This window comes from Desulfoluna sp. (genome assembly GCF_030145185.1).
In the GTDB taxonomy this organism is placed as follows: domain Bacteria; phylum Desulfobacterota; class Desulfobacteria; order Desulfobacterales; family Desulfolunaceae; genus Desulfoluna.
Genome location: NZ_JAQYWB010000043.1, coordinates 1 through 17,390, shown reverse-complemented (window position 1 = coordinate 17,390; position 17,390 = coordinate 1). Strand labels below are relative to the sequence as shown.

Annotated in this window: 10 protein-coding genes; 9 read left to right on the top strand and 1 reads right to left on the bottom strand. The window is 57.0% G+C overall.

Annotated features, from left to right (window positions below):
- Positions 1 to 153: 153 nt before the first annotated feature.
- Positions 154 to 2,550 carry a DEAD/DEAH box helicase gene (locus Q1Q75_RS14410; protein WP_300672035.1) on the bottom strand — a complete coding sequence of 799 codons (2,397 nt, stop codon included), beginning with the start codon at positions 2,548 to 2,550 and terminating at the stop codon, positions 154 to 156.
- 423 nt (positions 2,551 to 2,973) lie between these two features.
- Here Q1Q75_RS14410 and Q1Q75_RS14405 point away from each other — a divergent pair, with 423 nt between their 5' ends.
- The 9 genes from Q1Q75_RS14405 to carB all read left to right on the top strand — a co-directional run.
- Positions 2,974 to 4,326: a radical SAM protein gene (locus Q1Q75_RS14405; RefSeq protein WP_366945220.1), complete on the top strand. Its 1,353-nt coding sequence runs from the start codon at positions 2,974 to 2,976 to the stop codon at positions 4,324 to 4,326.
- A 5-nt stretch (positions 4,327 to 4,331) separates the two neighbouring features.
- Positions 4,332 to 5,255, top strand: a complete 924-nt coding sequence (gene prmA / locus Q1Q75_RS14400; RefSeq protein ID WP_300672033.1) for a 50S ribosomal protein L11 methyltransferase — start codon at positions 4,332 to 4,334, stop codon at positions 5,253 to 5,255.
- A gap of 377 nt (positions 5,256 to 5,632) precedes the next feature.
- Positions 5,633 to 6,163 (top strand): tetratricopeptide repeat protein, encoded by a 531-nt coding sequence (locus Q1Q75_RS14395; RefSeq protein ID WP_300672031.1) that lies wholly within the window; start codon positions 5,633 to 5,635, stop codon positions 6,161 to 6,163.
- A 38-nt stretch (positions 6,164 to 6,201) separates the two neighbouring features.
- On the top strand, positions 6,202 to 7,311 hold the full coding sequence (asd, locus tag Q1Q75_RS14390; RefSeq protein WP_300672029.1) for an aspartate-semialdehyde dehydrogenase: 1,110 nt from the start codon (positions 6,202 to 6,204) through the stop codon (positions 7,309 to 7,311).
- A gap of 1,050 nt (positions 7,312 to 8,361) precedes the next feature.
- A complete protein-coding gene (locus Q1Q75_RS14385; protein ID WP_300672027.1) occupies positions 8,362 to 9,492 on the top strand; it encodes a glutamate synthase in 1,131 nt (376 codons plus the stop codon).
- Positions 9,456 to 11,093: a glutamate synthase-related protein gene (locus tag Q1Q75_RS14380; protein ID WP_300672025.1), complete on the top strand. Its 1,638-nt coding sequence runs from the start codon at positions 9,456 to 9,458 to the stop codon at positions 11,091 to 11,093. The genes Q1Q75_RS14385 and Q1Q75_RS14380 overlap by 37 nt, the downstream gene beginning before the upstream one ends.
- Before the next feature lie 5 nt (positions 11,094 to 11,098).
- The gene (locus Q1Q75_RS14375) at positions 11,099 to 13,441 is read left to right on the top strand and encodes an FAD-dependent oxidoreductase (RefSeq protein WP_300672023.1); all 2,343 of its coding nucleotides are present in this window, start codon (positions 11,099 to 11,101) and stop codon (positions 13,439 to 13,441) included.
- A 306-nt stretch (positions 13,442 to 13,747) separates the two neighbouring features.
- Complete coding sequence (carA, locus tag Q1Q75_RS14370; RefSeq protein ID WP_300672021.1) at positions 13,748 to 14,884, top strand: glutamine-hydrolyzing carbamoyl-phosphate synthase small subunit; 1,137 nt, start codon at positions 13,748 to 13,750, stop codon at positions 14,882 to 14,884.
- A gap of 149 nt (positions 14,885 to 15,033) precedes the next feature.
- Positions 15,034 to 17,390, top strand: a 2,357-nt coding sequence (carB, locus tag Q1Q75_RS14365; protein ID WP_300672019.1) for a carbamoyl-phosphate synthase large subunit, incomplete at its 3' end; no start/stop codon positions are given.

Genomic DNA, 17,390 nt, shown 5'->3' with positions numbered 1-17,390 from the left:
ATAATAAGGGGGAGCGGGAAAAAAGATCCTGAGGGATAAGGAGAAGGCCATGTGTTCTTCACTCAGTATACGCCAAGCCGACGCCTTGCCGGAAAAAAAATATAAAAAAAGCGCCGCTTTTGAGGGCGGCGCTTAGGTGAAGGGGGGCATCCCTTATTTATCGGTGCGTGGCTTTTGAGTGTATCGGTTTCCCGGACGTTTCCGATATTTTGGTGCGTTAGGTCGGCGCGTGTTCCGCGATGGCCTGGCGCTTTTTGGCTTTTGCGGGGTGGCAGAAGGCTCGCTTGTGGCGTCGCTCAGAGGTGCCATGGGTTCCATCTCAGCTTGGGGACTCTCCACAGGCTCAGGGGTTACCACAGGCTCAGGAGCTGCCACAGGTTCGGGCATCATCGCAAGCTCGGGCATCGGCACAGATTCGGGCATCGGCACAGTCTCAGGCATCGGCACAGTCTCAGGCATCGGCACAGTCTCAGGCATCGGCACAGTCTCAGGCATCGGCACAGTCTCAGGCATCGACACAGACTCGGGCATCGGCACAGTCTCAGGCATCGGCACAGACTCGGGCATCGGCACAGACTCGGGCATCGGCACAAACTCAGGGGTGGTTTCCAGGGTCGAGCCCTCGTCGTCCATCTCTTTCAGGATCTCAGGATCGTTCCAGGGAGAGGTGGGCTTTTGCGTCCGGTTCGTGTTTCGGGGAGCACGAGGTGAACGATGGCGTCGTTTGGGTGCCGAAGTGATATCGGGAAGCCCGGAATCCGGGGTTTCTGATATCGCGGTCTTGGTGGGCTCATCCGGGGACAGATCTTCCTCGGTGTCCGACTCGGGTGCATCCTGCCAGGACGACTGAGATTTGCGCGGTCGCTGAGGCTTTTGCTGAACGTTGGATCGTTCCGGCGCTTTCACCTTGGCGAGAAGTTCATCTGCGGGATACTCGCAGATGAGCTTGTGGCCCAGGAGCTCTTCGATGGCCGGGATGTAATAGGAATCGTCTTCGCAGGCGAAGCTGACGGAGGTGCCGGTGGCACCGGCCCGACCGGTTCGTCCGATGCGGTGGACGTAGTGTTCAGGATCCTGGGGGAGGGTGTAGTTGATGACATGACTGATATCATCAATGTGAAGCCCACGGGCTGCCACATCGGTGGCCACCAGGACCTCAACCTTGCCGGATCGGAAATCCTCCAGGGCACGGATTCGTTTGTTCTGGGCGACTTCTCCGGAAAGAAGATCCGCTTTCACCTTCAGCTTGTTGAGTTTTTCGGCCAGTCGTCGGGCCTGATCTCTACGGTTGGTGAACACGAGAACTTTGGTGAGATTTTTCCCTTTAATCAGGTTGTAGAGAAGGGGAAATTTCTCATCGGTGGTGACCAGAAAGATCTTCTGATCGACGGACGAAGCCTCCACGGTTTCAGGTTCAATTTCCATGTGATGGGGATTTTTGGTCCACTGGTCGGCGAGCCGCATCACATCACTGGAGTAAGTCGCGCTGAAAAAGAGGGTTTGCCGCTGCTCTTTAGGGGGCGTCGCGTACACAATTTTTCTGATATCGGGGATAAACCCCATATCCAGCATTCGGTCCGCTTCGTCGATGACGAGAATTTCAACCCGCGAGAGATCCACCAGTCTCTGGTTTTTAAAGTCAATGAGGCGACCTGGGGTTGCCACAATGATATCCACGGAACTGGCCATCCCTTTTTTCTGCTTTTCGTAGCCGGTGCCCCCGAAAAGGGAGACGATGGAGTAAGGCGTGAACTTGCAGAGGTCTCGGGCATCTTTTTCAATTTGAAGGGCCAACTCTCGGGTGGGGGCGAGAATGAGAGCACGGGGAAAGGTTCTTTCGGGCCCCCCGCGCATGGGGTTTTTTCCGATATGGTTGATGATGGTGATGAGAAACGCAGCGCTTTTTCCGGTGCCGGTCTGGGCTTTGCCGATGCTATCGCGCCCTTTGAGGGTCTCCGGAAGGCAACCCGCCTGAATGGGGGTGGCGTACTGGAAACCCAGTTCGGCGATGCCATGCATCAACTTGATCGGAAGATCGAAGTCATGGAAACGAACCTCGCCCTCTTTTTCAGGAGCATCAAACTCATCAAGGCTCCAGGCGGGTTTCCGAGGCTGTCGAGGACTCTCACTCTTTTTCGGGTCCTCCTTTTTAATGGGAACCTCGCGCTCAGTGCGATTGCGATCCGATGGGGTGCGCTTGCTGGTGCGTTCCGAGCGATTGCGCTGATTTTGAGCGGGACGGCCGTTACGAGGGGAGACTTTTTCCTGACGGGATTTCGGCTCCTCGGAGGCGCCTTGAGACGGCGCTTGCTTTTCAGGCTTGCCCTTGGGCTGCTGCCGACTGTCCGTACGCCGGGTTTTTGATTGCTCTGCGCGAGGTTCGGTGGCTTTTTTATCCCGAGGGCGTCGTTTTCGCTCAGCCCGTTCTTTTCTGGACTGTTCTTCCGCTTTTTTGCGTGAGAGTTCCGCGAACGGTATGGCTGACGATTCGTCGTCCTTGCTCGATCCTGTGACAAATTCCGCTATGCGTTTAAATAGGTTTCGTATCAATCGTATTTCTTCCCAAATCGTTTCAGTTATGTTGCATGTGATGGGTGCTTGAGACCATGGCCACGGTGCGTGAAGTCAGCGTGCGCGTGGCTCGGGGAGTCGTGCCCTGATCATTTTGGATGGCTCTGATTCTCATGAGACACAAAGCTCAACCCTTGGTCGGGGGTGCGAGGCGGGTGCGGCCTGCCAGCATCACAAACCTTCGACGGGGCAATCGGAGCGGTCATCCTGTGAAAAAAAGACGGTTTGACGCCCCGATGCTTTGTGTTACAAACAGGGCATCCCGCTTTAGGATGTCCCTTATATACAGGTAAGAGGCCCATTTAGGCAATATTTTTGATAAATCCTTTTAAATATAATAGATAACGGGAAACAATTCCAGTGGTAAGAGCTCAAGGTAAAGAAAGGTTGGTGACCGCCCTGGTGGCAAACGAGAAAGGAGAAATTTTCGATCTCGAGGGCTATGGCGCGGTGGGACGATGTGGTGAGGTGCTGATGCCCCTGACCGTGGGGGAGACCTTATTGATGCCGGACGGAGGGGAGCTGATGAGGCTCCCGGATCGCTACGCCCTGGTTTGGAATATGGAGGAGGGGGTGGTAGAGACCCTCTCTCACAACCCGTACAATCCCGAAGAGCGTATTTATCCGGTGGCGGCCTTCAACTCCCCGGGGTATGTGAACACCGCCCAGGTCGCGGCCGAGGAAGAGGCGGGTGCCGAGTTGTTGCCCCTTTTTTCGTATTGTGCTGTGGGGTGGCACGATGAGGGATTTCGAACCGCCTCCTTTAGGGTGGATGCGGAAGAGAGGCAAGACCTTTCGCTTATGCCCATTCCCAAGGTCGAAGAGGGGGTGGCGGTGATGCGCGAACGATTCCCAGAGAACCGCCTCTTCCGACACCTGGAACACTGCTCCCTGACCTACGGGTGCCCGGCGGCCAAGAACTTTTACATCGGTCGATGCGAAGCCCCGCTGCCGACCTCACGTCAGTGCAACGCCCGATGCCTGGGGTGTATCTCCTTTCAGAGTGGGCCTTCCCTCTCGTCCTGCCAGGATCGCATCGATTTTACCCCCACCCCCGAAGAGATCAGCGAGGTGGCGTTAACCCACTTTGACAGGGTGCCGGGTGGGGTGGCGAGTTTTGGCCAGGGGTGCGAGGGTGACCCCTTGATGGCCGCAGAGGTCATTGAACCGGCCCTTGTGTTGATCCGTTCCAAGACCGCCGCAGGTACCCTTAATATGAACACCAATGGCAGCCTGCCTCTGGTGTTGGATCGCCTTTTTACCGCAGGGCTTGATTCCATCCGGGTGAGCATGAACAGCGTGAGAAAAGAGATCTACAGCGCCTATTTCCGGCCCAACGGGTACCGCTATGAAGATGTGGTGGAGAGTTTTCAGGTGGCCCGAAAACACGGGGCGTATAAAGCCATTAATTACCTGAACGTCCCCGGCGTTACCGACTGCATCGAGGAGGTAGAGGCCTTAAGTGAGTTCATCGACGCCAACGCTGTGGACCTGATTCAGTGGCGGAACTTGAACTTTGACCCCTTGCGTTATTATCAAATGATGCGAGCCGCCGGTCCCATCGGGTTGCCCGTGGGGATGAGGCGCATGATCATGAAGCTTGAGAAACGGTTTCCCAAGTTGAAACATGGCTACTTCAATCCCTCCTTGGAGATGTACGCAGAAAGACCCGGTGGGCGCAATATTCCAAAGAAGCCTTCGAAACAGAGTAAGAAATGTTCCAAACAGAGCAACCGCCCGCATAAAAGGAGATAGCAGCCATGCCATGGCTTGAGATACGTGTAACCTATAGTCCCCAAGGGGATCTTCCGGCCGATGAATTGATCGCCAACGAATTTTCAGCGGTGGGCATCGGCTCGGTTTCCGTGACCCTTCCCGACATGGAACCCGTCGAAGGATGGGATCCGGGAGGACACACAGAGGACACCGAGTACGCCGTGACCGGTTATCTCTCTATGGATGGAGAGGAAGGGGGCGTGCTTCGTGCTCTGGAAGAGCGCCTGTCCGCCCTTTTCGAGCGGTCGGGGATCCCCTGTGAGATCACCACCGAAACGATTCCCGACACGGATTGGAACGAATCCTGGAAAGAAAACTTTAAACCGGTTCATCTCACGGAGCGGTTTGTGGTGTGCCCCACCTGGGAAACCTACGACCCCACCGAGGGTGAGAAGGTGCTTTTGATTGACCCGGGCATGGCCTTTGGCACCGGCACCCACCCCACCACCCGTCTCTGCGTGGAGATGATTGAGCACCACACGAAAGAGGGGATGACGGTCCTCGATGTGGGGACTGGCTCCGGGATTCTGCTTGTGGCGGCCTCCCTTTCCGGCGCCAGGGAGGGGCTCGGGGTGGATAACGATCCCGTGGCGGTGGAGACAGCAGCCCAGAACCTCGCCCTGAACCAGATTCCGGAGAGCTTTTCCGTGGTCTGTGCAGATCTCATCTCCCAGGCGGGAAAAGCCTATGATCTGGTGGTGGCCAATATTCTGGCCGAGGTGGTGGTCGAGTTGCTGGGGGATATCCATCAGGTGGTCCATGCAGACTCGATCGTGATTCTTTCGGGGATCCTGGATGAAAAAGGGCCCATGGTGGAAGCCAGACTTCTTGAGACGGGTTTTTCCCTGGTGGAGACCCACGCTGAAGAGTCCTGGCTGGTGATGGTCGCCCAAAAAAAAGCGGAGTAACCCAGGGGCGCCTGGCTCGCCTCGGGGTGATTCAGGATCCCGTGTGAGGTGTGGGAAAAGGTGAGCCTTGCTTTTCCTCCCCTCGGACCGCCTGAAGGGGGGCTTTTTTTCTGACTTCCCAGGGGCAATAATGACTTGCCGTTGTCGTGGGTTTTGTGCTTATCTATGGGTTCTTGATGGTTTTTTAACACGCCGCCCGGAAAATTCCCCATGATTTTCGACATCCTCATACGATAGCCGCGAAAAACGTCGATTCTGCGATCCTGAGAATGGATTCGATATCGATCTTCTTCTGCACCCCATGACGTTGTCCTGAAAAGCCGGTTGGGGGGGCGATTTTTGTCCATGCACCATCTTTACAGATCGGGAGACTGCCCATGAGTTTATCGGGTTTTTGCAGAGGGGGCCGCATCGCGCTGGCAATGTTCATTGCCAGCGCCTGGACCTTACCCCTCCATGCCGGACCTCTCTTTGACGAGGGAAAGGCGCTGTATGGGGAGAAAGCCTACAAGCACGCCGCGAAGGTGTTGAACAAGTCACTGGCGAAGGAAGAGGAGGCCGATACGTCGACGGTCCTGCTCCTCAGTGACTGCTATATAAAGATCAATAAAAAATCCAAGGCGGTTGATGTGTTGACGGAGGCGGCGGAACGCCACCCCGACAGTTGGGAGGTTCACTATCGGTTGGGGAACCTGCAGGAAGAAAAGGGCGATCGCTTCGGAGCTCTTTCGGCTTTTTATCAGGCGGCACAGTTGAAGCCCGAGGATAACACCACCCTTTTTCGATTGGGGGTCGCCTATGACAGCACGGCTCAGATTGAGAAGGCCCTTGAGATGTACAGAAAATTGTATCGGGCGGGGTCTCCCCTGGCCCCGAAACTTCTCAGGACCATTCAGGGAATGGATTGACAGAGCGACGTTTTTACATAAAGAGGAGCACGAGAACCATGGTGAAGGTAGGTATTGTCGGTTGGAGAGGGATGGTTGGATCGGTTCTCATGGAGAGAATGCGGGCAGAAAACGATTTTAAAAACATTGATCCGATCTTTTTTACCACCAGTCAGGCTGGTCAGAAGGGGCCGGAGATTGGAAAAGAGATCCCGCTTCTTCAAGATGGTTTTGACGTGGATCTTCTCAAAGGGATGGAGATTATCCTCTCCTGCCAGGGCAGCGATTACACCAAAAAGGTGCACCCCCAGCTTCGTGAGTCCGGTTGGACAGGTGTCTGGATCGATGCGGCGTCCGCTCTGCGCATGTCCGAGAAGAGCTTGATTGTGTTGGATCCCGTGAACCGTCACGTCATCGATAAGGGATTTGACGCGGGTATCCGAGATTTTATCGGCGGCAACTGCACGGTCAGCCTGATGCTGATGGCCCTTGGGGGTCTCTTTGAGGCGGGACAGGTGGAGTGGCTCACTTCCATGACCTATCAGGCCGCCTCCGGTGCCGGTGCCAAGAACATGAAAGAGCTGGTCTCCCAGATGGGAGCCATCAACGACGCGGCTCAGCCCATTTTAGATGGCCCTGTGGCTGCCGTGGACACCGCAGTGACACAGGCCATGCGGTCGGAGGCCTTTCCCACGGACAATTTCGGTGCTCCCCTGGCCGGAAGTCTGATCCCCTGGATCGACAGCCCCATGGAAAATGGACAGACCCGGGAAGAGTGGAAGGGCGTCGCGGAAACCAACAAGATCCTTGAGAGCGATTCTCCCATTCCCATAGACGGGATCTGTGTGCGTATCGGCACCATGCGCTGTCACAGCCAGGCGATTACGATGAAGCTTAAAGATGATCTGGATATTGCGGAGGTGGAGCGCCTGCTCGCGTCGGCCAATGACTGGGTCAAGGTGGTGCCCAACACCAAGGAAGAGACCTTAAGTGCCTTGACCCCCACGGCCGTCTCCGGCACCCTGACCGTTCCCGTGGGGCGCATCCGGAAGCTGAACCTCGGCCCCGGTTATATCAGCCTGTTTACCGTGGGGGATCAGCTCCTCTGGGGGGCTGCAGAGCCCGTGCGTCGCATGCTGAATATTGCCGTAGAAAAACTCTCCGCTTAAATTCAGAGGCCTTCCTTTTGCCTTGCATGAAGGCGGGATAGATACCAGATAGTCTATAAAAAAACCGGGATGCGGATGCATCCTGGTTTTTTTTGTGGTGCCTCCGTCGGCCCTGCCGGGGGATAAACGTTTGAAACGTTTAACCAACAGGTCTTAAAAAACAATCTTGGGTAAATCTAAAGCCCAAAGCGCATTTGCAACCTGCTTTCAAGGTGGCACACCTTTCCGCCGGAGGCACGTTTTTGCCCCGAACTTTAACCATAGAAGGCTTTTTGGGGAACGGAGCCGTGACATGTCTTTTCGGACCCCAAGACTGCCTCCGGGTCACCCGTTTTCCCGGCCCCCCAGGCCTGGACCAGGGGCCTTTTCTTTCAGGGTGACTGTTTTTTTGACGCGTCGGGTTCGATTTTTTCGGCGAGAGCCCCTCCGGGGAGGACCCTGGCATGGACTTCCCCGGGGAGATTACAGGGCCTTGTTGATGTGTGATATTTCTGACATCAGGCTAAAATCGTCACTTTAACTGTTATGAATGCGCTTTTTTTAGATTCTCTATTAAAAAAGAGGAATATCCTTTCGTTTCAGCGTTCGCAGGCTTCGCAACGCGGGATTCTCCCAACGCGCAGAAACGGTGTATTTTGTATCTGGTATCTGATATATTTCTGTAATAAACTAAAATCATTGATTTTCTTGTCTCACTTCGGTAATAATTACGATTTACCACCCACGATGGATAGATTTGGAAGAGCTCTCGCAGAGGGCTTTTGCGACATCTGCACCTGGTTTACTTCATGCATCTCACCCGACGGTTTTCCCGGAAGGCTGGCGAAAGCCATCTCTGCAGGGATAGCTATCTTTTTTGAGGCCCTGCCTGTTTTAAAAAAGGCTGCGACCGATTCACGGGTTGGGCTCACCCTGGCCGACTGGCTTGTATGAGGAAGGGGAATGGTTCGGTAAACACTCAGATCGTTTTACGCTGTTTTTTTGATTGAGCGTGAAAGGGTTTGTTCTCATGTGGGATATGGATTCGCACCCGTGTAAGGAGAAACAAAGATGTGTCGTTTGTTTGCAATCACCAGCGAAGATCCCGTGTCACCCATGGTGGCCCTTGAGGCTCTGGATGTGATGCGGGAAGGCCATGACGGCTCCGGGGTCGGTCTCTTTTTGAGGGACCTTGGGGGACCGTTTGAAACCATGAAGGATGCGCCCATCCTCTCGGGTATTTTTACCGAGGCGGGGCTTCGTCGTCTGGACGTCAAGATGATGGAGAAGGGGTTTATTACCAAATACAAGATTTCGTTTAAATTAGACAAAACCCCGCCTGAAGGCATTCCCAAACGGGGTATCTACTTGATTCGTGCCTACGAATATCCCGATGAGTGGGAGGAGTGGACCTGGGAGCGGAAGCAGACGGAACTCACCCGCATTCGACTGGAGCTCCGCGGCATGGGGGAAGAGGAGAAAGACATGATCGTCTTTTCCTTCTGGCCCGATGTCATCATGATCAAGGAGATCGGCGATCCCCTCACCGTGGGGCGTTACCTGAAACTCGACGCCAACGATATCCAGGCGCGCATTGTCATGGCCCAGGGGCGACAGAACACCAACTACGCCATCAACCTGTATGCCTGCCATCCCTTTTTCGTCCAGGGATTCTCCACCATGACCAACGGTGAGAACACGGCCTTTATTCCCATCCGGGAGTTTTTGCAGAAGCGCGGATTTGAGGGGTACATGGGGTTTAACTCCGACTCGGAGGTGTTTACCCACATTTTGCATTACATGCAAAAGGAGCTGGGCCTGGGGCTGGAATTTTACAAACACATCATCACCCCCCTGGCTGGGGATGCCCTGGCCTCCCACCCCAACGCGGATCTGCTCACTCAGTTGAAGCAGACCTGCAGGCGCCTGATCATTGACGGGCCCAATTGTGTGATCGGCAGCCTGCCGGATCACAGCCTGTTCATGGTCCAGGATCGAAAGAAACTGCGCCCTGGAGTGATTGGCGGGCGGCCGGGAACCTACGCGTATTCTTCGGAGATTTGCGGATTGGACTCCGCCATTCCCGACCGTGACAAGTCCAAAGATTTTCAACCCATGTATCTCGACACGGCCATTGTGGGTCCCGATCGTCAGGAGGTTCAGATATGTCGACAAACGGAACGATTACACCTTCCTCATTAAGCCTCAAAGATCTCCACTGGCAGATCGACTGGAACAAAGAGGCCTGCACCCTCTGCGGGCAGTGCACGGCGGTTTGTCCGGTAAAAGCCATTGAACTCGGGGTCTTTCGTAAGCGGCAGGTCGAGGTCCCTTTGGGACTCACCGGCAAGGTGGAGAACCGTTACTCTCTTTTTTACGGGGTTCGTCAGAAGACCGAGCCCAAGCATGCCTGCATCGGATGCGGCATGTGTTCCCAGGTCTGCCCCAACGATGCGATTCTTCCACGCAGAAACGACGAATCGGATAAGCAGCGTTACCATACGGACCAGGGCGGCCAGCCCCTCACGCGGGGCGGGCGGCGGAAATCGGAAGGGGCGGGGATTCTTGACCGCATCAAGTTTACCCGGATCTCCATGCTGACCGATCCGGCCCTGGATGCCGGGCGCCACGAATTTGAAATCAAGACCCTGCTGGGTCGGGTGCTGCCCCCCAAAGAGCAGCTTCAGCGTCACCTGAAGGGCGAGTGGGTCCCCCCGGTTCGGGAGATCTATCCCCTGGTCATCGGCGGCATGAGCTTCGGGGCTCTCTCCCCCACCATGTGGGAGGGACTTCAGATGGGGGTGGCCTATCTGAACGAAGAGCTCGGGATGCCCGTGCGTATCTGCACCGGTGAGGGTGGATGCCCTCCGCGCCTGCTGCGGTCTGAATTTTTAAAGTATGTGATTTTGCAGGTCGCCTCCGGCTATTTCGGATGGGATGAGATTATTCACGCCATTCCGGAGATGAAGGTGGACCCCTGCGCCATCGAGATCAAATATGGGCAAGGGGCCAAGCCCGGGGACGGCGGCCTCTTGATGTGGCATAAAGTCAATAAACTGATCGCGGCCATTCGGGGGGTCCCCACCGGGGTGAGCCTTCCCAGCCCGCCCACCCATCAGACCCAGTACTCCATCGAGGAGTCTGTGGCCAAGATGATCCAGTCCATGTCCATGGCCTGGGGATTCCGGGTGCCGGTGTATCCGAAGATTTCCGCCTCTTCCACCTCCCTGGCGGTGCTGAACAACCTCACCCGAAACCCCTATGCGGCAGGGCTTGCCATCGATGGCGAGGACGGTGGCACCGGGGCGGCCTACAACGTGTCCATGAACCACATGGGGCATCCCATCGCCTCCAGCCTTCGGGATTGCTACAAGACCCTGGTGGAGATCGGCATGGAGAACGAATTGCCCCTGTCGGCCGGAGGCGGCATCGGGAAGAACGGGAACTTAGCGGCCAATGCGGCCTCTCTGATTATGCTGGGGGCCAGCATGGTGCAGACCGGTAAATATGTCATGCAGGCGGCGGCCGGCTGTCTCGGCTCCGAGTCCGATCGGTGCAACGTCTGCAACCTGGGGATCTGCCCCAAGGGCATCACCTCCCAGGATCCGAGGCTTTACCGTCGCCTCGACCCTGAGCATGTGGCCCAGCGCGTGGTGGATATGTATCTCTCCTTTGATACCGAACTCAAAAAGATCATAGCTCCCCTTGGCCGATCCACCTCCCTGCCCATCGGTATGTCCGATGCTCTGGGGATTGACGACCGCGACGCGGCAGAACGTCTCGATATCAAATACATGGTGTAACCAACATGAAGAGCAAGACAAAATTGACCATCCATGGAAAGGAAGAGGGAACCCGCATCGCCTCGCGTGACCTGGAAGAGAAGATCCAGAAGGCGATTGCCAAAGGGTACCGTCAGATAGAGGTGGATGCCCTGGGCCAGCACGGCATCGGAGGGCGCCTTCATGGCGCCGGCGATGAGAAGGTGACGGTCAGGATCACTGGCACCTGTGGCCAGCGGACCGGTTCCATGGGGTTTCCCAATACAACGATTGAAATCATGGGGGCCGCCTCCGACGACATCGGCTGGCTCAACGCCGGTGCCGAAATCATCGTCCACGGCAACGCCTCCAACGGCGCGGCCAACGCCATGGCCCAGGGACGCATCTCCGTGGGAGGCAACCTAGGCGCCCGCGGCATGACCATGACCAAGGAGAACCCCCGGTTTGAACCGCCGGAGCTGTGGGTCCTGGGCTCCACCGGAGACTATTTCGGCGAGTTTATGGCCGGTGGCACCGCCGTGGTCTGCGGTTGTCAGCCCCAGAATGAGGAGAACGTCCTGGGGTACCGTCCCCTGGTGGGTATGGTGGGGGGGCGGGTCTTTTTCCGTGGCCCCATCAAAGGCTACAGCCAGGGCGATGCCCGCATGGCACCCATCACCGATGAGGACTGGGAGTGGCTCTCGGCCAACTTAAAATCTTTTCTCACGCGCATCGGCCGGGACGAGGTCACCACCAAGCTGGCCCGTCGTGAGGACTGGCAGTTACTTGTGGCCCGCAGCCCCCAGGATAAGATGGGACGCTCCATTCGCTCCATGGACTCTTTCCGGCGGGAGGTGTGGGACCGTGAGCTGGGAGAGGGCGGTCTTATTGGGGATCTCACCGATCTCGACATGAGCCATATCCCGGTGATCACCACCGGCGACTTGCGGCGTTTTGTGCCGGTCTGGGAGAACCAGAAGTACGTGGCACCCTGCCAGGGGGCCTGTCCTTCCGGCATTCCCGTCCAGGAGCGCTGGGGCCTGGTGCGTAACGGTCTGGTGGATGAGGCGGTGGAGTTGGCCCTTCATTACACCCCTTTTCCTGCCACGGTGTGCGGCTACCTCTGTCCCAACCCCTGCATGGCGGCCTGTACCAAGCAGTCGGCCTTTATGCCCTCCATCGACATCAAGCAGCTGGGCAAGGCGAGTATTCTGGCGAAGGTGCCCCAGGTGCCCGAGGTCTCGGGGCGAAAGGTCGCCGTGATCGGCGGGGGTCCCGCAGGGATCTCTGTGGCCTGGCAGCTTCGGATGGGCGGCCATGACCCCGTGGTCTTCGACACCGCCCCCACCCTTGGGGGAAAGATCGCTGCGGTGATTCCCGAAAGCCGGATTCCCAAGGAGGTGTTGGATGCAGAGCTGTCACGTATCAGCGAGATTTTGCCCCAGGTTCATCTCCAGCAGCCTTTGACGGCGGTTGAGCTGGACCGGATGAAGGGGGACCACGATTTTATCGTGATCGCTGCCGGAGCCCAGAAGCCCCGGATGCTCGATATCCCTGGAAAAGAGCGACTCATCACCGGCAATGTTTTTCTGGCCGACGCCAAGTCCGGCGTGGCCAAGCCCGGCAAGAGGGTGGTGATCATCGGGGCCGGTAACTCGGCCTGTGATGCTGCCACCGAGGCGGTGCGCTGCGGGGCCGAAGAGGTGACCCTCATCGACATTCAGGCACCCGCCGCCTTTGGCGAAGAGAAGGACGCCGCCGAAAAGGCGGGGGCTCAGTTCAAGTGGCCCTGTTTTACCCGGGAGATCACCGGAAATGGGGTGCTCCTGGACGACGGAGAGCTCCTGGGTGCCGATACCGTGATCCTCTCCATCGGGGACATGGCCGATCCGGATTTTCTGCCCCGAAGCGTGGCCATCGCCCCGAACGGGTATGTGTCCGTGGATGAGAACGGACAGACCACGGACCCCTCGATTTTTGCCATTGGCGATATCACGGGGTTGGGCCTCATCACCGACGCCATCGGTGGCGGGCGACGGACGGCAGAGACCATCGACGCCATCAGCAAGGGCAAGCGTCCGGCAGGGCGGGACCCCCGAAAGGTGATCGCCAAAGAGCGCATGAATCTGGCCTATTTCGACCCCAGACTCTCGGTTTATGAAGATATTCAGAAGTGTGGCAGCGAATGTTCGTCATGTGGGAGTTGCAGAGACTGTGGAATCTGTGCTACCTTGTGCCCCAAAGAGGCGATTGAAAGGCGCGAGACGGGGAACCCGACCTCGCCTTTTGAGTATGTGGTGAAGACAGATCGCTGTATTGGCTGCGGCTTTTGCGCCGACGCCTGTCCTTGCGGGGTCTGGACCCTCATCACCAATACCCCGATGGGATAAAGAGAGGGGCCTGGGAACATGGGCCGGTTCCAAACGGAGTGCATGATTCCATCTAAGCCTTTCTCTCTTCACACGACACAACAGCCGACCGTTTCCATTGGTTTATTGCTATCCCGCTTTTTACCTTCAGCGTAAGAAGCGGGATAGTTGCGCGCGGACTTTGGGAAAGGAATACCCTTCTTCAAAGATCCGTAATGACGATGGATCCATTGATCCATCTCACCATGATTCAAGCATTATGGACGGGCTTTGCAGGGCCGCCCTTCGGCATTCTCGCATCACCTGTCAAATAAGGAATCACCTTTCATGAAAGCACTGCTTGCCCTCGAAGACGGCCGAATTTTTTCGTGCCGAAGTTTTACCGGTCCCGGCGAGGTGGGTGGAGAGGTCGTCTTCAACACCAGCATGACGGGGTACCAGGAAATTATCACCGACCCCTCCTACCGAGGCCAGATGGTCACCATGACCTACCCCCTCATCGGAAATTACGGCGTGAGCCGCGAAGATGTGGAGTCCTCTCGTATTCAGGCCTCTGCCCTGATCGTCCGGGAGTACCAGGACGACTACAGCAACTGGCGGGCGGATATGAGCCTGGCCGACTACCTGAAGGCGTCCAGCGTCATGGGCATCGACGAGCTCGATACCCGGGCCTTGACCCTGCACCTTAGAAACAAAGGCGCCATGCGGGGCATCATCTCCACAGAGGTTGAGAACCCGGAGAGCCTGGTGGAGAAGGCGAAAACCCTCCCCTCTATGGTCGGGTGTGATCTGGCGAGTGAGGTCTCTACGGACAAACCCTACCGCCTGGTCAATGACATCCCCGTCTTTATTCAGGAAACCTTGAGCGCCGATCTTTTTTCCGCGCGGGGTGAGAAAAAAGCGGTGGTGGCCTTTGACTTCGGCATCAAGTTTAACATCATTCGCCTGTTGGAAGCGTCCGGCTGTGAAGTGATTGTGGTGCCCGCCACAACCTCCGCTGAGGTGATAAAGGCGATGAATCCCGACGGGATCTTTCTCTCCAATGGCCCCGGCGACCCCGAACCTGTGATCTATGCCGTGGAGACCGTGAAGGCCCTGATTGGGTTCCGGCCCATTTTTGGCATCTGCCTGGGTCATCAGATCATGAGCATCGCCCTGGGCGGCAAGACCTACAAGCTGAAGTTCGGTCACCGGGGGGGAAACCAGCCTGTGCAGAATATTGCCAGCGGCAAGGTGGAGATCACCAGCCAGAATCATGGCTTTGCAGCGGATATGGAGAGCCTTTCCGGGGCCGATGTGGATGTCTCCCATATCAACCTGAACGACCGAACCGTGGAAGGCTTGCGGCACCGCGTTCATCCCGTTCTCAGCGTCCAGTACCATCCGGAGGCGTCTCCGGGGCCCAACGATGCCCAGTATCTTTTTGATGAATTTGTCTCCATGATGGAGAATTTCACTGCTTAAGAACAGGGCCTTTGGTGCCCTGTTTTTTTTTGCCTGAAATTCGCATTCAATCGAGGGGCAAGGGCGACCCACAGGCCCTTTGTCCCATGGAGCATGAAGAGAACTGCCGTTTAAATGAGCGCAAAAAAGTAAAGAAGAGGCAAGGGATCATGCCAAAACGTACCGATATAAAGAAAATATTGATTGTCGGCGCCGGGCCCATCATCATCAGCCAGGCGTGCGAATTTGATTACTCTGGAACCCAGGCGTGCAAAGCTCTTCGGGAAGAGGGGTATGAAGTGGTGTTGGTGAACTCCAACCCCGCCACCATCATGACCGACCCGGAGACGGCCGATCGGACGTACATCGAGCCGGTGACCCCGGAGACGGTGGCCAAGATCATCGAGAAAGAGCGGCCTGATGCCATCCTCCCCACCCTGGGGGGACAGACCGGCCTCAACACCGCCATTCGTGTGGCTGAGATGGGGGTTCTTGAAAAATTCGGCGTGGAGATGATCGGTGCGGACGTCGCCACCATCAAGAAGGCGGAAGACCGAGAGCTTTTCAGAAACGCCATGAATAAGATCGGCCTGAATATTCCCCGAAGCGGGTTTGCCACCAACCTGGATGAGGTGAGGCAGGTCTCCGAAGAGATCGGGTTTCCCATCATCGTGCGCCCGAGTTTCACCCTGGGCGGCACCGGGGGCGGTGTGGCTTACAACCCGGAAGAGCTGGAGTCTTTCTGCAAGGCAGGGCTCGAGGCGAGCCTCAACACCCAGGTGATGCTGGAGCAGTCGGTGCTCGGCTGGAAAGAGTACGAGCTGGAGGTGGTGCGGGACAAGGCGGACAACGTCGTGATCATCTGCTCCATCGAGAATCTGGATGCCATGGGGGTCCACACCGGGGATTCCATTACGGTGGCCCCGGCCCAGACCCTCTCGGACAAGGAATATCAGAAGCTGCGTGATGCCTCCATCGCCATCCTGCGTGAGATTGGGGTGGATACCGGGGGTTCCAACGTGCAGTTTGCCATCAACCCCGCAGACGGTGAGATCATCGTCGTGGAGATGAACCCCCGAGTCTCCCGCAGCTCGGCCCTGGCCTCCAAGGCCACCGGCTACCCCATCGCCAAGATCGCGGCCAAGCTGGCCGTGGGCTATACCCTGGATGAGCTCACCAACGACATCACCGGCGAAACCCTCGCCGCCTTTGAGCCCACCTTAGATTATTGCGTGGTGAAGATTCCCCGCTGGACCTTCGAGAAGTTTCCCGAGACCGAAGATTACCTCACCACGGCCATGAAGTCCGTGGGCGAGACCATGAGCATCGGGCGAACCTTTACCGAAGCCCTGCAGAAGGCGATCCGTTCCCTTGAGATCGGGCGGTTCGGCCTGGGCAGCGACGCACGTGAGGTGGAGGAGCTCTCCAAGACCGATATTGAGCACCATCTTGTCACCCCCAACTCCAAGCGGCTCTTTTACCTGCGTCAGGCCATGAAGGCGGGAATCTCCCTGGAGGCGATTTTTGCCATGACCAAGGTGGACCCCTGGTTCCTGCACCAGATCAAACGCATCTGTGACATGGAAGAGACCGTGAAAGCGGCGGGACAGGGGATCGACGCCGACCTCCTCAAGCGAGCCAAGGCCAACGGATTTTCCGATGTGCAGATTGGCGTGCTCACCGGCACCGACGAGGAGTGGGCGAGAAAAAGGCGCTATGAGCTGGGCATCAAGCCGGTTTACAAATTGGTGGACACCTGCGCCGCCGAGTTCGAAGCGTCCACCCCGTACTACTACTCCACCTATGAAGAGGAGTGTGAGGCGCGGGTCTCCGACCGGAAGAAGGTGATGATTCTGGGGGGCGGTCCCAACCGGATCGGCCAGGGCATCGAATTTGATTACTGCTGTGTCCACGCCTCCTTTGCCCTGCGTGAAGAGGACGTGGAGTCCATCATGGTCAACTCCAACCCCGAGACGGTGAGCACCGACTACGACACCTCGGACAAGCTCTACTTTGAGCCCCTCACCAAAGAGGACGTGCTCCATATTGTGGAGAAAGAGAAACCGTTCGGTGTGATCGTGCAGTTTGGGGGCCAGACCCCCCTGAACCTGGCCTTGGGGTTGAAAGAGGCCGGGGTGCCCATCATCGGCACCCAGCCCGAGAGCATCCATCGCGCCGAAGACCGCGATGAGTTTCAGGCCATGCTTAAAAAACTGAAGCTCACCCAGCCGGAGAGCGGCATCGCCATGAATTACGACGAGGCGCTCATCGAGGCCCGCCGTATCGGGTACCCTGTCATGGTGCGTCCCTCCTACGTGCTGGGTGGACGGGCCATGCGTGTGGTCTACTCCGAAGGCGACCTCGAAGGGTTTATCCGAGAGGCCATGGCGGTCTCGCCGGGTCACCCCGTGCTCATCGACAAGTTCCTGGAAGATGCCGTGGAACTCGATGTGGATGCCATCTCCGATGGAAAAACGACTATCATCGCAGGCGTGATGCAGCATATCGAAGAGGCGGGGATACACTC